General features: G+C 47.1%; 20 protein-coding genes and 1 pseudogene. 15 read left to right on the top strand and 6 right to left on the bottom strand.

The features are described from left to right. Positions 1-171: 171 nt before the first annotated feature. From QRX25_RS15565 to QRX25_RS15550, 4 genes are all read left to right on the top strand, one after another. Positions 172-1,473, top strand: a complete 1,302-nt coding sequence (locus QRX25_RS15565) for a homoserine dehydrogenase (protein ID WP_065982233.1) — start codon at positions 172-174, stop codon at positions 1,471-1,473. Further along, positions 1,473-2,531, top strand: a complete 1,059-nt coding sequence (thrC, locus tag QRX25_RS15560) for a threonine synthase (RefSeq protein ID WP_088613885.1) — start codon at positions 1,473-1,475, stop codon at positions 2,529-2,531. Before QRX25_RS15565 ends, thrC begins: the two co-directional genes overlap by 1 nt. Beyond that, on the top strand, positions 2,528-3,457 hold the full coding sequence (thrB, locus tag QRX25_RS15555) for a homoserine kinase (RefSeq protein ID WP_212099166.1): 930 nt from the start codon (positions 2,528-2,530) through the stop codon (positions 3,455-3,457). Before thrC ends, thrB begins: the two co-directional genes overlap by 4 nt. Before the next feature lie 101 nt (positions 3,458-3,558). Beyond that, on the top strand, positions 3,559-5,541 hold the full coding sequence (locus QRX25_RS15550) for a S9 family peptidase (RefSeq protein ID WP_212099138.1): 1,983 nt from the start codon (positions 3,559-3,561) through the stop codon (positions 5,539-5,541). A 32-nt stretch (positions 5,542-5,573) separates the two neighbouring features. On the opposite strand, the gene QRX25_RS15545 is transcribed toward QRX25_RS15550, so the two are convergent. Further along, positions 5,574-5,909, bottom strand: a complete 336-nt coding sequence (locus tag QRX25_RS15545; protein WP_171866182.1) for a NifU family protein — start codon at positions 5,907-5,909, stop codon at positions 5,574-5,576. A 79-nt stretch (positions 5,910-5,988) separates the two neighbouring features. Between QRX25_RS15545 and QRX25_RS15540 the strand changes: the two genes are divergently transcribed. Beyond that, positions 5,989-6,315: a YuzD family protein gene (locus QRX25_RS15540; protein ID WP_065982230.1), complete on the top strand. Its 327-nt coding sequence runs from the start codon at positions 5,989-5,991 to the stop codon at positions 6,313-6,315. A 37-nt stretch (positions 6,316-6,352) separates the two neighbouring features. Here QRX25_RS15540 and QRX25_RS15535 read toward each other — a convergent pair whose 3' ends face one another. Further along, positions 6,353-7,420: an NAD(P)/FAD-dependent oxidoreductase gene (locus QRX25_RS15535; protein ID WP_065982229.1), complete on the bottom strand. Its 1,068-nt coding sequence runs from the start codon at positions 7,418-7,420 to the stop codon at positions 6,353-6,355. Positions 7,421-7,686: 266 nt separating this feature from the next. Here QRX25_RS15535 and QRX25_RS15530 point away from each other — a divergent pair, with 266 nt between their 5' ends. From QRX25_RS15530 to QRX25_RS15515, 4 genes are all read left to right on the top strand, one after another. Further along, positions 7,687-7,923: a YuzB family protein gene (locus QRX25_RS15530; RefSeq protein ID WP_014470978.1), complete on the top strand. Its 237-nt coding sequence runs from the start codon at positions 7,687-7,689 to the stop codon at positions 7,921-7,923. A 134-nt stretch (positions 7,924-8,057) separates the two neighbouring features. After that, positions 8,058-9,278 carry a NupC/NupG family nucleoside CNT transporter gene (locus tag QRX25_RS15525; protein WP_065982227.1) on the top strand — a complete coding sequence of 407 codons (1,221 nt, stop codon included), beginning with the start codon at positions 8,058-8,060 and terminating at the stop codon, positions 9,276-9,278. A gap of 120 nt (positions 9,279-9,398) precedes the next feature. After that, a complete protein-coding gene (gene dapF, locus QRX25_RS15520; RefSeq protein WP_065982226.1) occupies positions 9,399-10,253 on the top strand; it encodes a diaminopimelate epimerase in 855 nt (284 codons plus the stop codon). Positions 10,254-10,327: 74 nt separating this feature from the next. Next, positions 10,328-10,690, top strand: a complete 363-nt coding sequence (locus QRX25_RS15515; protein WP_013353444.1) for a HesB/IscA family protein — start codon at positions 10,328-10,330, stop codon at positions 10,688-10,690. Positions 10,691-10,821: 131 nt separating this feature from the next. Here QRX25_RS15515 and QRX25_RS15510 read toward each other — a convergent pair whose 3' ends face one another. Beyond that, positions 10,822-11,583, bottom strand: a complete 762-nt coding sequence (locus QRX25_RS15510; protein WP_212099135.1) for an SDR family oxidoreductase — start codon at positions 11,581-11,583, stop codon at positions 10,822-10,824. A 317-nt stretch (positions 11,584-11,900) separates the two neighbouring features. On the opposite strand from QRX25_RS15510, the pseudogene QRX25_RS15505 reads away from it, so the two are divergent. Beyond that, a pseudogene (locus QRX25_RS15505) lies at positions 11,901-12,450 on the top strand (GNAT family N-acetyltransferase). 318 nt (positions 12,451-12,768) lie between these two features. Here QRX25_RS15505 and guaC read toward each other — a convergent pair. After that, positions 12,769-13,749 carry a GMP reductase gene (gene guaC / locus QRX25_RS15500; RefSeq protein WP_065982223.1) on the bottom strand — a complete coding sequence of 327 codons (981 nt, stop codon included), beginning with the start codon at positions 13,747-13,749 and terminating at the stop codon, positions 12,769-12,771. 218 nt (positions 13,750-13,967) lie between these two features. On the opposite strand from guaC, the gene QRX25_RS15495 reads away from it, so the two are divergent. Further along, positions 13,968-14,111 (top strand): hypothetical protein, encoded by a 144-nt coding sequence (locus tag QRX25_RS15495; RefSeq protein WP_212099132.1) that lies wholly within the window; start codon positions 13,968-13,970, stop codon positions 14,109-14,111. 40 nt (positions 14,112-14,151) lie between these two features. On the opposite strand, the gene yumC is transcribed toward QRX25_RS15495, so the two are convergent. Continuing rightward, complete coding sequence (gene yumC, locus QRX25_RS15490) at positions 14,152-15,147, bottom strand: ferredoxin--NADP reductase 2 (protein WP_013353434.1); 996 nt, start codon at positions 15,145-15,147, stop codon at positions 14,152-14,154. 309 nt (positions 15,148-15,456) lie between these two features. Between yumC and QRX25_RS15485 the strand changes: the two genes are divergently transcribed. The 4 genes from QRX25_RS15485 (at position 15,457) to spsC (ending at position 18,098) form a co-directional block, all read left to right on the top strand. After that, positions 15,457-16,677, top strand: coding sequence for an NAD(P)/FAD-dependent oxidoreductase (locus tag QRX25_RS15485; protein ID WP_013353433.1), 1,221 nt, complete (start codon positions 15,457-15,459; stop codon positions 16,675-16,677). Positions 16,678-16,851: 174 nt separating this feature from the next. Then, the gene (locus QRX25_RS15480) at positions 16,852-16,977 is read left to right on the top strand and encodes a YuiA family protein (protein WP_007408708.1); all 126 of its coding nucleotides are present in this window, start codon (positions 16,852-16,854) and stop codon (positions 16,975-16,977) included. 68 nt (positions 16,978-17,045) lie between these two features. After that, on the top strand, positions 17,046-17,366 hold the full coding sequence (locus tag QRX25_RS15475) for a YuiB family protein (protein ID WP_014470918.1): 321 nt from the start codon (positions 17,046-17,048) through the stop codon (positions 17,364-17,366). A 90-nt stretch (positions 17,367-17,456) separates the two neighbouring features. Further along, positions 17,457-18,098, top strand: a complete 642-nt coding sequence (spsC, locus tag QRX25_RS15470; protein ID WP_013353430.1) for a stationary phase survival protein SpsC — start codon at positions 17,457-17,459, stop codon at positions 18,096-18,098. 29 nt (positions 18,099-18,127) lie between these two features. Here spsC and QRX25_RS15465 read toward each other — a convergent pair whose 3' ends face one another. Continuing rightward, entirely contained in the window at positions 18,128-18,604 is a 477-nt protein-coding gene (locus QRX25_RS15465) for a divergent PAP2 family protein (protein ID WP_065982221.1), read from the bottom strand. Between the last annotated feature and the right edge of the window lie 91 nt (positions 18,605-18,695).

The following is an 18,695-nucleotide window of genomic DNA, read 5'->3' as shown; positions in this document are numbered from 1 at the left end:
ATAGAGAATCTTGTCATATCAATGGGTTAAGCGTTTTCATGATCCCAGAACCAATATTCAGCCGCTTGTCAAAACAAAAACAGGCTTATATAATATTTGTAACTTAAATGTCTGTGAAGGGTTAACAATTGTCCTTTTCTAGTGGACAAAAGGGAGAAAGGTGGAGTTTCTTTGGAAGCGATTCGTATTGGACTGTTAGGACTGGGAACCGTGGGAAGCGGTGTCGTCAAAATTATACAAGATCATCAGGATAAGCTTATGCACCAGGTCGGCTGTCCGGTGACCATAAAAAAAGTGTTAGTTAAAGATATTGATAAAAAACGAGAAGCAGACCTGCCGAAAGAAGCGCTGACGACAGAAGTCTATGATGTGATCGATGATCCTGAAGTCGATGTGATTATTGAGGTCATCGGCGGTGTCGAACAGACGAAGCAATACCTGCTCGACGCCTTGAATGCGAAAAAGCATGTGGTGACCGCAAATAAAGATCTGATCGCTGTGTACGGCTCGGAGCTTTTAGCCGCCGCAAAGGAAAATGGCTGTGACTTGTATTATGAAGCGAGTGTCGCCGGCGGAATCCCGATTTTACGCACGCTCGAAGAAGGGCTTTCCTCTGACCGGATTACAAAAATGATGGGGATCGTCAACGGAACGACGAACTTCATCTTAACGAAAATGATTAAAGAAAAAAGCCCGTATGAAGAAGTGCTGAAGGAAGCGCAGGATCTCGGATTCGCGGAAGCGGACCCGACCGCCGATGTAGAAGGACTAGACGCTGCGCGCAAGATGGCGATTTTAGCCCGTCTCGGTTTCTCTATGAATGTCGATCTGGATGATGTCAAAGTAAAAGGGATTTCCCGCATTACGGATGAAGACATCAGCTTCAGCAAACGGCTCGGCTACACAATGAAGCTGATCGGCATCGCCCAGCGTGATGACAATAAAATTGAGGTCAGCGTTCAGCCGACACTGCTTCCGGATCATCATCCGCTCGCTGCGGTGCATAACGAGTACAATGCCGTTTACGTGTACGGAGAAGCCGTCGGCGAAACGATGTTTTACGGCCCCGGAGCGGGAAGCATGCCGACTGCGACATCAGTCGTTTCCGATCTGGTCGCGGTTATGAAAAACATGCGTCTCGGCGTAAACGGAAACAGCTTTGTCGCTCCGCAGTATGAAAGAAATCTGAAGCAGCCGTCAGATATCTACGCCCAGCAGTTTTTACGGATTCACGTCAAAGACCAAGTCGGCTCCTTTTCAAAAATCACATCCGCCTTCTCAGAGCGCGGCGTAAGCTTTGAAAAAATTCTGCAGCTGCCGATCAAAGGCCATGACGATCTCGCGGAAATTGTGATTGTCACGCATCACACGTCAGAAGAGGATTTCAGCGACATTCTGCAAAACTTAAATGATCTTGAAGTCGTACAAGAAGTCAAAAGCACATATCGCGTAGAAGGGAACGGTTGGAGCTAATGTGGAAAGGACTCATTCATCAATATAAAGAATTTCTGCCGGTGACGGATCGGACGCCGGCCCTGACATTGCATGAAGGCAACACGCCGCTGATTCACCTTCCGAAGCTTTCTGAAAAGCTCGGAGTTGAATTGCATGTGAAGACAGAGGGCGTTAATCCGACGGGCTCCTTTAAAGATCGCGGCATGGTCATGGCGGTCGCCAAAGCGAAAGAAGAAGGAAATGATACCATCATGTGCGCCTCAACGGGCAACACCTCCGCGGCGGCTGCGGCATACGCGGCGAGAGCCGGCATGAAATGCATCGTCATCATTCCGGACGGGAAAATCGCCTTCGGAAAGCTTGCGCAGGCCGTCATGTACGGAGCGGAAATCATCGCGATTGACGGAAACTTTGACGACGCGCTGGCCATCGTCAGGTCGATTTGTGAAAAATCTCCGATCGCATTAGTGAATTCAGTAAACCCTTACCGGATTGAAGGGCAAAAAACAGCAGCCTTTGAAGTATGCGAACAGCTCGGCGGAGCGCCGGACATTCTGGCGATCCCGGTAGGAAACGCAGGAAATATCACGGCCTATTGGAAAGGGTTCAAAGAATATCATGAGAAAAACGGCACCGGACTTCCGAAGATGCGCGGCTTTGAAGCGGAAGGTTCTGCCGCTATCGTCCGCGGCGAGGTCATTAAAAATCCTGAAACCGTTGCGACGGCAATCCGGATCGGAAACCCGGCCAGCTGGGACAAAGCCGTTCTCGCAGCAAAAGAATCAGCCGGAAAAATTGATGAGGTCACAGATGAAGAAATTCTTCACGCCTATCAGCTGATTGCCCGTGAAGAAGGCGTTTTTGCCGAGCCGGGCTCCTGTGCATCCATCGCCGGCGTTTTAAAACAGGTCAAATCCGGTGAAATCCCAAAAGGGAGCAAGGTTGTCGCAGTCTTGACCGGCAACGGCCTGAAAGATCCGAACACGGCTGTAGACGTATCTGAATTAAAACCGGTCACACTGCCGACGAATGAAGACAATATTCTGGAATACTTAAATGGAGCGGCGCGTGTATGAATGAGGCGGAGATGCTGTTTTCCATTACGGTTCCGGGAAGCACCGCCAACTTAGGGCCGGGGTTTGATTCCGTCGGGATGGCGCTCAGCAGATATTTGAAGCTGTCGGTTTTCCGACATGATGAATGGAAGTTTTCGGCGGAAACCGAAACTGTCGCGGGCATCCCTCAAGGAACGGACAACCTCATCTATCAGGTCGCCAAACGGACGGCTGACCGCTGTCATAAAGAGCTGCCGCCCGCACATGTAAAAGTATGGAGTGACATCCCCCTTGCGCGGGGACTCGGCAGCAGCGCGGCCGCTATCGTCGCCGCTATTGAGCTTGCGGATGAATTATGCGGCCTGCGGCTGTCAGAAACCCACAAGCTGCACTTAGCCAGTCTTGAAGAGGGTCACCCTGATAATGCCGCTGCTTCCCTCGCAGGAGGGCTTGTGATCGGCCTCCACGAAGAAGATGAAACACATATCGTGCGTGTTGCCGAGGCGGATATCGACGTTGTTGCAGTCATTCCGTTTTACGAAGTTCTGACCAGGGACGCAAGAGACGTGCTCCCGAAAGAGCTGCCGTATCGCCGCGCCGTTAAAGCGAGCGCCGTCAGCAACCTTCTTGTTGCCGCGATCATGTCAAATGACTGGGCGCTCGCGGGGAAAATGATGAGAAAAGACATGCTGCATCAGCCGTACCGCGCCATGCTTGTTCCTGAACTTTCGAAGGTGGAGCATGCGGCAGAAATGAAAGGCGCTTACGGAACGGCGCTGAGCGGAGCGGGCCCGACAATTCTTGTCCTGACTGCAAAAGGAAAGGGAGAAGAGATGAGAAAACACCTTTCTCAACATTTTCCGCACTGCGAGATTGCGGCGCTTACCGTCCCGTCAGAAGGAAGCATAATTGAACGGAATCATTTAGAGCAGATCAAAAGTGTATAATGGTAAAAAGCGTTCTTCCCATAAGAGAAGGACGCTTTCTTTTTCTGGAGAAGGATTTTTATTTAGGGAAGCGAAATAAAAGAGAAAAGGAGGAGAAACAATTGAAAAAACTCATAACCGAGGAGGACATTGCGTCTCTCGTATCCGTGACAGATCCCCAATATGCCCCTGACGGCAGACGGGCCGCGTACGTCCGGACAAAAGTCAATGATAAACGGGACTCTTATTCATCAGCCATTATGGTATATGACACAGAATCCGGTACCTCAAACCCATGGACATTCGGGGAAAATAAAAATTCAAGTCCGCGGTGGTCGCCTGACGGACGGCGCCTTGCCTTTGTTTCTGACAGAGACGATGGTGTCCCCCAGCTGTACATCATAGACGCTGCCGGGGGAGAGGCGGAACGGGCGGCCGATATTCCTTGGGGCATAGCAGATCCGATATGGACTCCCGACGGCAGATCCGTGCTTGTGTCCGTCAGTCTGACATCAGCGGAGCGCGCCGATGAGAAAGAAAAAAAGAAGCAAGACGAATATGAGCCGGTTAACATTCAGTCATTAACATATAAACGTGACGGGAAAGGCCTGCTGAACGGAAGCTGGACACAGCTTGTGCTGATTCATCTTGAAACGGGGAAGATTCAGCAGCTGACGGATCATGAAGCGGATCATTTTGACGCAGCCTTTTCACCGGACGGAAAGCAGCTTGCGTTTACCGCCAATTTATGCGAGCCGGGCGATGCCGGAAAGCCGAGGGATGTCTATCTGATGAATCTGGCGGACGGAGATCTCAAGCAGATTACGCCGCACAGCGGTTCTTTCGGTTCCTGCGTATTTTCACCGGACGGCTCTTATATCGCGTTGCTGGGCCATGAGAATGAATTTCGCAATGCTACTTTAGTAAAAGCGTGGCTGTACGACGTGAAAAATGAGCGGCTGTCCTGTCTGACCGACATGCTGGATGTTCATTTGAGCGATGCGCTTATTGCGGATTCACTTATAGGAGGAGTGACGCCCCGGCCGGTATGGACAAACGACGGACAGGGATTTTACGTCCTCGGGAGCGAACAGGGAAGCACCGGTATTTATTATATCTCGATTGACGGCCTCGTATATCCGATCCGATTAGAAGAAGAGTACGTGAACGGTTTTGCTTTTCATCCGGATCAGAAAAGCTGTATCGCCGTAATTGCCAAACCCGAACGGCCTTCTGAGCTTTACAGCATTTCGCTTGAAGATGGCGAAGAGAAGCAATTGACTAACAACAATGATCGGTTTGCGGAGGAACGTATCATATCCGTGCCGGAAAAGATGCAATATGAAACAAAGGACGGACTGACGGTGCATGGCTGGTTTTTGAAGCCCGCAGCTTTTGAAGAAGATCAAACATATCCGCTCATTTTATACATACACGGCGGGCCTCACATGATGTACGGCCATACGTATTTTCACGAATTCCAAGTCCTGGCCGCACAAGGATATGCCGTCGTGTATGTCAACCCGAGAGGAAGCCACGGCTATGGACAGGATTTCGTCAATCGTGTCAGAGGGGATTACGGAGGCGGAGATTACCGTGATGTGATGCAGGCGGTGGATGAAGCCATTCAGGCGTATCCGTTTATTGACAGCGGCCGTCTTGGTGTGACGGGCGGAAGCTACGGAGGGTTTATGACCAATTGGATTGTCGGACAGACCGGCCGTTTTAAAGCAGCCGTCACACAGCGCTCCATCTCTAATTGGTTCAGTTTCCACGGTGTCAGTGATATCGGCTTCTTTTTCACCGACTGGCAGCTTGGGCATGATCTGTTTGAGGAAACGGATAAGCTTTGGGATCGTTCACCCTTAAAATATGCGTCCCGCGTTTCGACACCGCTTCTGATCCTGCACGGCGAACGCGATGACCGCTGTCCGATAGAGCAGGCCGAGCAGCTCTTTACCGCATTGAAGAAACTAAACAAAACGACGGCGTTCATCCGGTTTCCGAAAGCCACGCACGAGCTGTCGAGAAGCGGCCATCCGGAACAGCGGATGAAACGCATCCGTTATATCCGTTCATGGTTTGATGACTATTTGCAAAAATAAAAAACCAGGCTGTATTCAGCCTGGTTTTATAATTAAAATACTTGTTCTACTTCAACGACACCCGGCACTTCTTCAAGAAGGGCGCGTTCGATTCCGGCTTTCAGCGTAATCGTTGAACTTGGGCAGCTGCCGCATGCGCCAAGGAGGCGAAGCTTTACAATGCCTTCGTCTATGTCAACAAGCTCACAGTCACCGCCGTCACGAAGCAGAAACGGGCGTAATTTATCCAATACTTCCTGTACTTGCTCTTTCATTTCAACCTCAGTCATGAGATTCGCTCCTTTCATATACATAAAACCATTATATTCACAGTAACGGTAAAAATCTAATGTTTGGTTTGCAAAGCTGCTTTCTCCATTATAGCATATTTAAACTTGAACATAAAAACCGTTTTTTATACAAAAGAAGCCCCGTCCTTTGTATACTGGTGTAAAGGGGATGATAAACATGACAAAGCCGGTTACGCTCAGTGTTTACGGCGCTGAAAGGCTCTGCGCAAGCTGTGTAAATATGCCGAGCGCCAAAGATACGTTTGAATGGCTGGAGGCGGCGCTGAAACGGAAATATCCGGAGCAGCCTTTTAACATGCGGTATATTGATATTGACACACCGCCCCGGCAAAAAGACACAAAAGAGCTTGCGGAGAGAATCAGAAACGATGAATTTTTCTATCCGCTTGTGCTGGTGGAAGATGTCATTGTAGGGGAAGGGAATCCGCATTTAAAAGATATATATGAAGAAATGGAAAAGCGCGGCTATGTTGCGGGCTCATAAAATTGGCCGCTGATCGCAATCAGCGGCTTTTCTTTTATCAGCCGTTATGATGCTTGTACATCCATAAAAGGCCTGATTTTAACAGGCGGGGCACACGCCCGATCAGCGGACGATCGTTGACAAGACCAAATCCCGCTTTTTTTCCGAGTGAGCCGAGAACGCCTTTCAGCTTAAATTGCGGCATTGTTTCCGGCAGCTCTTCATTGTTCCATCGTTTCAGAAGGATCTGCACAATTTGTTCAGCTTGCGCTTCAGCCAGCTGGGCGCTCGGCGCATGCGGAAGGCTCGCGCAATCACCGACGACATAAACATGCTCATCTCCCGGAAGGTTGTGATACGGTGTTAAAACGATGCGGCCTTGCGGATCTTTCTCAGCGTCCAGTTCTCTGACGGCTTTATTCGGCTGAATTCCCGCCGTCCACACGATGGCATCAGCCGGGATTCCTTCGTCATGATTATAAACGATGCCGTCTTCCACTTTTGTAATATTCGCATTATTGATAATGGTGACGCCGTGATCTTCAAACCACTTCTGAACGTACTTGCTGAGCCTTTTCGGAAAGCTTGATAAAATCAGCTCGCCCCGGTCAAATAAAATAATATTCAGATCGTCACGGCTTTCTCTTAATTCACTGGCAAGCTCCACGCCGCTTAATCCCGCTCCGACGATAGCGACAGATGCATTGGCGCCGAGGTTGTTCAGCTTTTGATAGGCTTCGCGTGACTGATCAATGGTCTGAATGCTGTAAGTATGTTCCGGCGCGCCGGGCACGTTATGATACTTATCCTCGCAGCCCAGTCCGATCACCGTGTCATCGTAAGAAATCGGTTCGCGGTCATGAAACAGAACTTGTTTGTTTTTCGTGTCAACGGAAGCCACCTCACCGTATTGAACATCCAGGCTCGGATGCTCAGGAAAGGACACCCTGATATGATGATCAGAAATCGTGCCGGCAGCGAGCGCATAATATTCTGTTTTTAAGCAGTGATACGGGTTTCTGTCAATCAGCGTGATGGATATATCTGACGGAAGCTGGTTCGGCAATAAACGGTGCAGCACCCGCATGTTCCCGTAACCCCCGCCGATCAAGACCAATTTTTTCATAATGATTCCCCTTTTGCCCGAAAAATATGGTATTCAATGTTGTTACAAAATAACGAACTATGTAAAATAACATCTAGAATTATATCGAATTTGATCTAAAACCACAATAATAGTTTTAAAATAACCTACAAATTGACCAGAAAACACGTAATAGTAAAACCTTTACCCTGAATTAATATGTTACGATAACATTGAGCGTGAAATCTGATCTTTGACGAATAGAGGAAATTCCGTTAGGATAAGGTACATATGTGAGGTGAAACCGCATGAATCCGATGATTGAATTCTGTGTCAGCAATTTAGCGCGCGGTTCCCAACAAGCACGGGAGATATTGGAGAAGGACCCGAATCTGGACGTGCTTGAATACGGCTGTTTAAGCTATTGCGGGAAATGCATGGAGTCCCTGTTCGCCCTGGTTAACGGCGAAGTGGTCACGGGGGACACGCCTGCTGAACTGGTTGACAACATATATACATTCATAGAAGAAAATCCGATGTTTTAATCAGAGGCTCCGAACGGGGTCTCTTTTTTATGGCGCCCCGGGTTTCGGCAAAATAAAAAATTTGTAGACAGCAAAAATAAATATTGTTATCTTAATAAAGACTTTTTTTAAATAAAATTTTAGAGGTGTATTCATTGAATATCGTTTGGGGGCTGCTCGGGGCAGCGGCTGTATTAGCCATTGCTTTTTTGTTGTCAGAAAAGAAAAGCAAAATTAACCTGCGAACCGTTATTGTCGGTTTATGTTTACAAATGGCCTTCGGATTCATCGTATTAAAGTGGGATGCCGGCAGGGCCGTATTTTTATGGTTCTCAAGCCGTGTGCAGCTTCTCATTGATTATGCGAACGAAGGCATCAGCTTTATTTTTGGACCGCTGTTAAAAGTGGGCAGCAGCCCGGCTTTTGCGCTGAGCGTTCTGCCGGTCATTATCTTTTTCTCAGCGCTGATTGCCGTTTTGTATCACCTGAAAATCATGCAGCTTATTTTTCGCGTCATCGGCGGCGGACTCTCAAAGCTTCTTGGGACAAGCAGAACGGAATCGCTTGCGGCGGCTGCGAATATTTTTGTCGGACAGTCTGAATCACCGCTTGCCATTAAACCGCTGATTGCGGGATTGACCCGCTCCGAGCTGTTTACGATTATGACGAGCGGCCTTTCGGCTGTAGCGGGTTCGACGCTTTTCGGTTACGCCCTGTTAGGCATTCCGATCGAATACTTGCTTGCGGCCAGCTTTATGGCGGCTCCCGCCGGTCTTGTCTTCGGAAAAATATTAATACCGGAAACGGAAAAAACGCAGACGATAAAAGGTGATTTTAATATGGACGAAGAAGGCGAAGGCGCCGCTAATGTGATTGATGCTGCGGCAAAAGGCGCGTCCACGGGCCTTCAGATTGCTTTAAATGTCGGCGCCATGCTGCTTGCGTTTGTCGCTCTCATCGCCGTATTGAACGGAATTCTCGGCGGAATCGGCGGCTGGTTCGGTTTCAAACATATTACATTAGAATCCATTCTCGGTTACGTGTTTTCACCGATTGCATTTGTTATCGGCGTTCCTTGGCATGAAGCGCTCGGAGCGGGAAGCTATATCGGACAAAAGCTTGTGCTGAATGAGTTTGTCGCTTATTCAAACTTCGGTCCTCATATTGCGGACTTTTCTAAAAAAACGTCTACGATTATCAGCTTTGCGCTGTGCGGATTTGCCAACTTCTCTTCGATTGCGATTATGCTCGGCACACTGGGCGGTTTGGCCCCAAGCCGCCGTTCGGACATCGCGCGTCTCGGGTTACGGGCGGTTATTGCGGGAACACTCGCAAACCTTCTCAGCGCGGCGATTGCCGGCATGTTTATTTCGTAAACGATAAAAGCTCCCTGCATATGCAGGGAGCTTTTATGTATGAAAAACGGGGGATATTTGTATTGTGTCCGAGGGGCAGAGCTTTTATACTAAGTAAAAGAAAAAAAGTTGGAGGCCGATATGAATTCATTCCGTTTTACCAAGATGCACGGTCTTGGAAACAGTTATATATATGTAAACCAATTTGAAGAACAGCTGCCGGAAGAACGGCTGGCTGAGATTGCCGTTAAAGTGTCCAGCGTTCATACGGGGATCGGCTCTGACGGAATGATCCTCATCTGTCCGTCAGAAAAAGCGCCTGTCAAAATGCGGATTTTTAATAATGACGGCTCAGAAGGAAAAAATTGCGGCAACGGCCTTCGCTGTGTGGCAAAGTACGCATATGAACATAAGCTGACAGAAGAAACGTCCTTTTTCATTGAAACGCTCTCAGGCCTTGTAAAAGCAGACATTACTGTGGACAACGGGATTGTGCGTGAAGTCGCCGTCGATATGGGTGAACCGCGCCTGACCAAAAAAGAACTGCCGATGCTCGGCAATGAAGATGAACGGACGATCAATGAAACCTTTGTTTTTGGAGAGACGGAGCTTTCAGGAACAGCCGTATCAATGGGAAATCCCCATATTGTCTTTCCGGTTGCCGATATCAGCCAAGCGCCTCTTACAACGCTTGGTCCCGTCATTGAAAAAGACCCGAGATTCCCGGAAGGCATCAATGTCGAGTTTGTGGAAACCGTCAGCGCCGATGAACTGCATTTCCGCGTATGGGAACGCGGCTCCGGCATTACACAGGCTTGCGGAACAGGCGCCTGTGCGGCGGCTGTCGCATCCGTATTGAACGGTGTTTCCGAACGAAACCGGAATATCACCGTTCATTTAGCCGGCGGCGACCTTGTGATTAATTGGCAGGACAACGGGCATGTGCTGATGACAGGTCCCGCCGAAACCGTATGCAGCGGCGTCTATTATTTGTAAACAGCTCGTTTGAGTATTGGGTCTTTCATGTTTATAATAGATAACAGCATTCGTTTTAAAAAGGAGGCCATACTATGAGTGTTCCCGTAACAATTACTGAAGCAGCGGCTTTGCACATAAAAGATATGATGAAAGAGCACGAAGAAGAAAACGCGTTTCTCCGTGTAGGCGTAAAAGGCGGCGGCTGCAGCGGCCTGTCTTACGGAATGGGTTTTGAGCATGAAAAAGGTGAAAAAGACAGCTTGTTCGAACAGCACGGCATCAACGTTCTGGTCGACAGCGAAAGCCTTGATATTATGAACGGCACCATCATTGACTTCAAGCAGTCTATGATGGGCGGCGGCTTCACCATTGACAATCCGAATGCCATCGCTTCCTGCGGCTGCGGTTCTTCTTTCCGCACGGCCAAAAACGCCGGTACGCCGGAAGAGTGCTAAGGATTTCATAGGATTAGTGATGACGTCTTTCTTTTCGATGGAACTTACACCGTCGTGAAGGAAGGCGTTTTTATTATATTAATAAAAAGAAAACCCGCTTCTGTTGAGCGGGTTTTACTTTTTCAAAGATGTTATTCAATTGTATTTTTCATTGCATTGTACATATTTTCCACGTGCTCATCAGCTTGATCCCGTGACATGCGCAGCCGTTCCACTGAAGAACCATAACCGATTTCTTGTTTGCCCTCTTTAAGTCCTTTGAAAATCCCATCAGCGAATTCATCTAACGGTTCTCCTTGAGTATGCAGCCCTGCTCCGCCTAAATCCGTATTCACTGCCGGAGGCGCAACTTCAATAACTTCTACAGATGAATCAGATAGCTGATGTCTCAGACTCATCGTAAATGAATGAAGTGCCGCTTTCGTTGCTGAATAAATCGGAGCAATGGCAAGCGGTGTAAAAGCTAATCCGGATGTGACGTTAATGACAGCCGCATTTTCTTTTCCGGCAAAAACCGGGGCGAACAGCATAGACAGATGGAAGGGAGCTTCGATGTTCGTTGTGATTTCTTTATTGAAATAATCCCAATTGTCCTTCGCATCTGCTTTTAATACATGAAACCGCTGCTGAATCCCCGCGTTGTTCACTAGCACATTCACTTCCGGATGGTTCTCTGTCACCCAATCAAACAATGATACACGTTCAGATGGAATACTCAAATCACTGACATGGGTAATAAGTTCCGGACATTTTTCTTTTGCTTTTTGAAGAGCATGTTCACGACGTCCGGTAATGATGACTTTATTTCCCGCTTTTACAAAGCGTTCTGCGAAAGCCAATCCTATCCCGGCATTTCCGCCTGTAATCAGTATTGTATTTCCTGTTAGTTTCATTTTAACCCCTCTTTTCCAATTGTTTTTTCATTCTTTGACAAACATTCACCGCTTTCAAGTCGAAGTTCAATTTGTATTCTCCCCTTCAACTACTATCCAATCAATATATTGCTAAAATAACCGTTTCAAGGATTGAAACATCACGCACAATCAACAGAAGCAGTGATTCTGTAAAATTGAATTTTGTGCATCATCGGAAAACCGCCAAAACTATTCTTTCCTTGTCACAGGATAATGATACGACTTTAAGCATGGGTTAAGTCAACAAAAAAACTTGTGTTTCCGGTTAATCACTTCAGACATACCGTCGCAAAAGGATGGGATACTTATGCAGGAAGAAAAACACCGTTGTTATCAGACCGCTCAGCCTGAATGATGCAGAGCGGGAACTGGTTTTGCAGACAGAAAACCGCATGTTTTTTGAACAGTTTGCCATGTCGAGACAAGAGGACTTTTATACGCTGGAAGGCCGGAAAAACGAATTGAACAATCACTAAAAGATGCGGAAAATGATACAGAATACAGCTTCGGCATTTTTCTTCAAGATCAGACCCTGATTGGCACGATCAGTCTTTTTCAGATGTTCGGGGCTCCCTCCAAAGCGCTTTTATCGGTTACTTTTTAGATGGAAAACATAACGGAAAAGGCTATGCGACGAAAGCTGTCAAGCTGATTGTTGATTATGCATTCAATGAGCTGAAACTGTATCGGATAGAAGCCGGTGTCATGCCGCACAATAAGGCATCAATCCGGATGCTTGAAAAAGCGGGCTTTCATAAAGAAGGCATTACGAGAAAAAATGTAAAAATAAAAGGAAAATGGGAGGATCATCAGGTGCTGGCGATCATTCATCCGGAGGGTAAATAATGATATCTATCCTGCGTCTCATTCTTCTCTAATACCTCTATTCAATTGTCAATTCATACTATTTGCAAATCCGGGTAAAAATAAAAAAATTATACAACCAAAAAATCTGAAAAATATTTTATATGAAAATAATTTTCGAAATGTATTGATTTTTTGTGTGGAAAAGGATGAAACATGATAGGTTAATTGAACAAAGAAGAAATTTTGTAAGTTCTTTTTTCATCATTTAAGATATATTCATTAATCGTCCAATTTAGATAAAAAAAGACATTCTTATTGAATGTCTTTTTTTTTATCTTTGAGCGGCTCTGCTGCGTGTTAAAATCTGTCGCCGTTGAAAATAGAGTTTTTCACGATCACGTAGTCGACATTGCGGATGGCTTCGAGTTTATTGCCGCCGGCGTAGGAAATGGAAGATTGCAGATCCTGCTCCATTTCAATCAGCGTGTCCTGCAGAGACCCTTTGTGCTCGACGTGCATTTTTTTACCCTCTACATTTTTCTTTTCGCCTTTTTGAAATTCGGAAGCGGAGCCGAAATATTCTTTATAAAGCTTTCCGCCGATTTCGACCGTTTGTCCCGGTGATTCCTCGTGACCGGCAAATAATGATCCGATCATGACCATAGACGCGCCGAAACGGATGGACTTCGCAATATCCCCGTGCGTGCGGATGCCGCCGTCGGCAATGATCGGTTTGCTTGCCGCTTTTGCGCACCAGCGAAGCGCGGCTAATTGCCATCCGCCTGTTCCGAAGCCTGTTTTAATCTTTGTGATGCAGACTTTTCCGGGGCCGATTCCCACCTTTGTCGCGTCAGCGCCGGCGCGTTCCAGCTCCCTTACGGCTTCAGGCGTCCCGACGTTCCCTGCAATGACAAAGCTTTCCGGAACATGCTCTTTAATAAATTGGATCATGCTGATCACGGCATTGGAATGACCGTGCGCGATATCGATGGTGATATAATCCGGCACAAGCTGCTGTGCTTTCAGCTCCCGGATGAGTTCATAATCATTTTCCTTCACGCCGACACTGATGGAAGAAATCAGTCCGCGCGCTTTCATATCCTGAACAAAAGCCAGGCGTTTTTCCGGCTCGAAGCGGTGCATGATGTAAAAATACCCGTTTTCCGCGAGCCAGGCTGCGATGTTTTCATCTATAACCGTCTGCATGTTGGCCGGCACGACCGGAAGTTTAAATGTGTGTCCGCCCAACGTAACTGATGTGTCACATTCTGAACGGCTGTTCACAATGCATTTTGCAGGAATCAGCTGAATATCTTCGTAATCAAATACATTTTCCATACATAACACCCCTAAAAGCGAATAATAAAATTATAATTAAAATAAAATGTTCGTCTTTTTATAATGTACTTTGTTTTATCAGGAATGTCAAATGATTTCATGCTGCCTCATATGCGGCCAGCTTGTCATCCAATTGCAGTTTGGTTATCATAGTAGTATTGATTGTTGTAAAACACTTGTCACGATAGATAGTTTTGCAGAGGAAGGGAGGGGCCGTTGTGGAACAAAAACAGCCCGGGCAGAGCCCAAAAGCCCAGAAAATTCAGGACCGGATTATTTTAGGCACGATTTGGGTCGTCTCAGCGCTTGTCATTGCGCTTGTTGTCGGAACTGTCATGAATTATATTTGGATGTTTAAATAAAAAAGAGTCTGTGCCGATATGACACAGACTCTTTTTTTTATTATTTTTCAAACATGCTTGTAGAATGCAGAGGCTGGACGCGCGCTTTCGGGTCCATGTAAGCCTTCGCGTTGTTCACGGCTGTCGGAGCTTCGCCGAAACCGCTGGCGATCAGCTTGACTTTGCCTTCATATGTGCAGATATCTCCGGCGGCAAAGAAGCCTTCAATATTCGTTTCCATCGTGCTTTTGACGACGATGGAGTTTTTCTCGATTTCAAGGCCCCAGTTTTTAATCGGGCCGAGAGAAGAAACAAAGCCGTAGTTTACGATCAGGTCATCAATCTCAATGATTTCTTTGCGGTCGCCTTTCACTTCTTCAAGAACGATCTGTTCGATCCGGTCTTCACCGACAAGTTCAGTCGGAACAAACGGTGTCAGCACGTTGACTTTAGAATTGTGCAGGTTTTCTACACTGTGTTCATGCGCGCGGAATTTATCGCGGCGGTGGATGATGCTGACTTCTTTCGCGATCGGCTCAAGCATGAGCGCCCAGTCAACCGCGGAATCGCCGCCGCCCAAAACGGCAACGCGTCTGCCTGCGAATTGATTGAGGTCGTCAATGAAGTAGTGAAGATTTTTGCCTTCATATTGTTCCGCTGATTCAAGCTCAAGCTTTCTAGGCTTAAACGCGCCGTTTCCTGCGGTGATAATAACCGTTTTTGAATAGTGCGTTTCTGAATTTGTGACAAGTTTAAACACACCGTCCGCCTGTTTTTCAACAGATTCGACGGCCTGCTCTAAGCAGATGGTCTGCTCGAACTTTGCCATTTGCTCTTTTAAGTTGTCCACAAGTTCTTGGGCGCGGATTTTCGGGAATCCGGCTACATCATAAATATATTTTTCAGGGTACAGCGCGCTGAGCTGGCCGCCAAGCTGAGGCAGGCTCTCGATGATTTTAACGCTCGCCTGTCTCATTCCCCCGTAAAAAGCGGTAAACAGGCCGACCGGGCCGCCGCCGATGACCGTAATATCATAAACCTTTGAATCCTCTTGCATACCAAATTGCCTCCTAATTGAAAATTGTTATTAATTATAACATACAAATTGAAAGAATGACGAGTGCCGAAAACCGCCAGGCCGCTTCATTCTTGAAAAAATTGCGGCCGCCGCTAAGATGGGGACAAATTCCATTCTGTTTTTTCCTGAATGTTTTCCGACTCTTCCGGATAGTATGGTGATATGCAGACATGTGCGGTTTTCTAAAAAATTTCTAATTCATTTCATAAAATCCCGCCAATAAGCTGAAGCTAATACAAATGTTGATTTGATTATGCGTCTAACAGCAAAAAAAAGAAGGTGGATGTGATGGCATTGAATAAACCCAAAATCGTGGTTTTAGGTGCAGGTTATGGTGGATTAATGACAGTAACAAGGCTTCCGAAGCATATCGGGACAAATGACGCCGACATTACTTTGGTCAATAAACACAATTATCATTATGAGACGACATGGATGCATGAAGCGAGCGCAGGAACGCTGCACCATGACCGCTGCAGATATCAAATAAAAGATGTAATCAATGAATCACGGGTCAAATTTGTGCAGGATACCGTAAAAGCGATAGATGTTCAAAATAAAAAGGTGACGCTTTCACAAGGGGACATCCCTTATGATTATCTCGTCATCGGGCTTGGCGCAGTCCCTGAAACATTCGGAATTAAAGGTTTAAAAGAATTCGCCTTTCCGATCGCAAATATTAATACGTCGCGCCAGCTGAAAGACCATATTGAACTCCAATTTGCGACATACAATACGGAGGCCGAAAAACGCCCTGACCGTTTAACCATCGTCGTCGGCGGAGCGGGATTTACGGGAATTGAATTTCTCGGAGAACTCGCGAACCGCAAGCCGGAGTTATGCAGAAATTATGATATAGATGAAAGTCTCGTCCGGATCGTCTGCGTCGAGGCCGCCCCGACGGTTTTGCCGGGATTTGATCCGGAGCTTGTCGATTATGCCGTTCAATACCTTGAGAGCAAGGGCGTTGAGTTTAAAATCGGCACCGCGGTTCAAGAATGCCGCGCGGACGGTGTCACAGTCGGCAAGAAAGATGAAGAGCCGGAAGAAATCAAATCGCAGACCGTAGTCTGGGCCGCAGGCGTGCGCGGACATCCTATCGTGGAGGAAGCGGGTTTTGAAAATATGCGCGGCCGTGTCAAGGTCAATCCTGATCTTCGGGCGCCCGGCCACGATAACGTTTTTATTCTCGGCGACAGCTCGCTCTTTATTAATGAAGAGACGGAACGGCCGTACCCGCCGACTGCTCAGATCGCGATGCAGCAAGGAGAAACAGTCGCCAAAAACCTGGGCCGTTTGATTAAAGGAGGGCAGCTTGAAGAGTTCAAGCCGGACATTAAGGGAACCGTCGCCTCTCTCGGTGAGCATAACGCGGTCGGTGTCGTATACGGCAGGAAGCTCAAAGGCACGCCGGCTTCCTTTATGAAAAAGGTAATTGACAACCGCTCGTTATTTATGATCGGCGGACTCGGTCTGACATTGAAAAAAGGGAAGTTTAAATTCTTCTGAAAACCCGCGGCCGCGGGTTTTTTCTTCTCTCAAAAAAGAGCGCTGCGAAAAGCATGTAAGAGAAAAAAATGAATGTTTCCGCTTACATGAGTTGATTTGTTACATATTCTGACTTGGTGCTTGACAAGTAAATATGATATATTATCAGAAAATTAAGAAAAAAGGGTGATCCGCATGAAAACGACAGCAAAAAGCACTGCGGCATGTCCGTTCTGCTCAGGTAAAGGGTATTTTCAATTGCTTCTTGGCGGCTCCGAAACATGTCCCTCCTGCCAGGGAAGCGGCAAAGAGAGACGCTGATTTTTCCAGACGTTGACTTTTTTACCGCCCCCGAGGTACACTGAAAGTGCTGTAGGGGGTGGATGTTAGTGATTAGTTTACCGGTCGTCCTGATCTCAATCGTACTATTTTTTGTACTGTTTTTCGGCATTGGCTTTCTGTTGAACATGCTGCTGAGAATGTCTTGGATTATGGCTGTTATCTATCCGATTGTATGCCTTTTCATTATCAGCAATAAAAAGATGATCAGTTACGTGCAGGCACCGGGGGAATCATTCCAAAGCCTGTTTCAGCGCATCATGTCATTAGCAGCCGCAGATGTCGTGATTTTGGCAGGCGGACTGGCGGGAGCCGTCATGTCAGGCATTGCCATAAAGGCGCTCAGAAAAAGAGGATATCAAATGTTTTAAGCCGCTTTCTTATTCGAGAAAGCTTTTTTTGTGTTTGTATAGCGTCTCACCGAGTTGGGAACACTGACTCGGAGGAGAGGTGATTTCAGATTGACGATAATCAGACGCGTATTCATGATCGTGCTCTTTTTAGGCGCATGCCATGCGACATACTTTTCCATAACGGGTGTTGAAGCAAAGGATCTGTCAAATTGGATGACGGAACATCGCGGCGCCGCTTTGAAAAACATCGGCATTCCGTTTCAGTCATTACAGAATCAGCCGGAAAAGAAGGCATCAGGCAAGGTAAAACCCCTGGAAGAAGCTTTTGACTGGAACCGTTATCCGTCCCAAAAGGTGACGGCCACAGGTTATACCGCCGGAGCGGAATCTACGGGAAAATCTCCGGGGCATCCGCAATACGGAATTACATATTCAGGCGTGAAGGTCAAACGTGATTTATATTCAACTGTGGCGGCCGATCCGTCTGTTTTCCCGATCGGGACGATTCTGTTTATACCGAATTACGGATACGGGGTTGTCGCCGATACCGGTTCGAAAATTAAAGGCAGCCGCCTTGATCTCTACTTTGACACCGTAAAGGACGTCTATAACAACTGGGGTAAAAAAACACTTGAAGTCTACATCATTAAAAAAGGGAACGGCACGGTGACCGAGGACGAACTTGTAAAGCTGAACGAAACAAAGTCGCTGCAAGTGTTCAGAAACCAATACAAAACGGTAAAAGAATAAAAACGCTTCAGCATCCGCTGAAGCGTTTTTTACATAAAGAGATAATCCAATATCAGAGTCAGCACAATACCGGTAACGCCGCCGAAGAACACTTCGATCGGCTGATGGCCGAGCAGTTCTTTCAGTTTCTTCTGTTTTTCCTTCTCTTCCGCTTTCGGAAAGTCCTTCGCTTCGCTGACAAATCGATTAAAATCGATAACCAGTTTATTAATGACTGTCGCCTGCTCACCCGCATGCCGCCTTACACCGGTAGCGTCAAACATCGTAATGACGGCGAAAATCGCGGCGACTGCAAACAGGGGAGAGTCCAGTCCCTGTTCCAAAGCGACTCCGGTTGACAGCGCGGTGACGGCGGCCGAATGGGAACTCGGCATGCCGCCGGTGCTCGTCACAAGAGTCCAGTCAAGTTTTTTGGATACGATAAATTGAATAGGCACTTTTACAACTTGGGCAAAAATAATGGCGGCAAAACTCGCCAGTAAAGGAAAATTCATAAGTACGTCCATATGCGACATCCTTTCTGTATCTGCGGAGTCCGATCGTATCGAAAAACTGCAGAAAACGCCCTTAGTTTGGTAAAATAAAATCAATGGAAAA

This window comes from Bacillus sp. L381, assembly GCF_030284525.1.
Lineage (GTDB): Bacteria > Bacillota > Bacilli > Bacillales > Bacillaceae > Bacillus > Bacillus amyloliquefaciens.
Note: the sequence above shows the minus strand (reverse complement) of the source record. Positions and strands in the feature narration are given on the sequence as shown.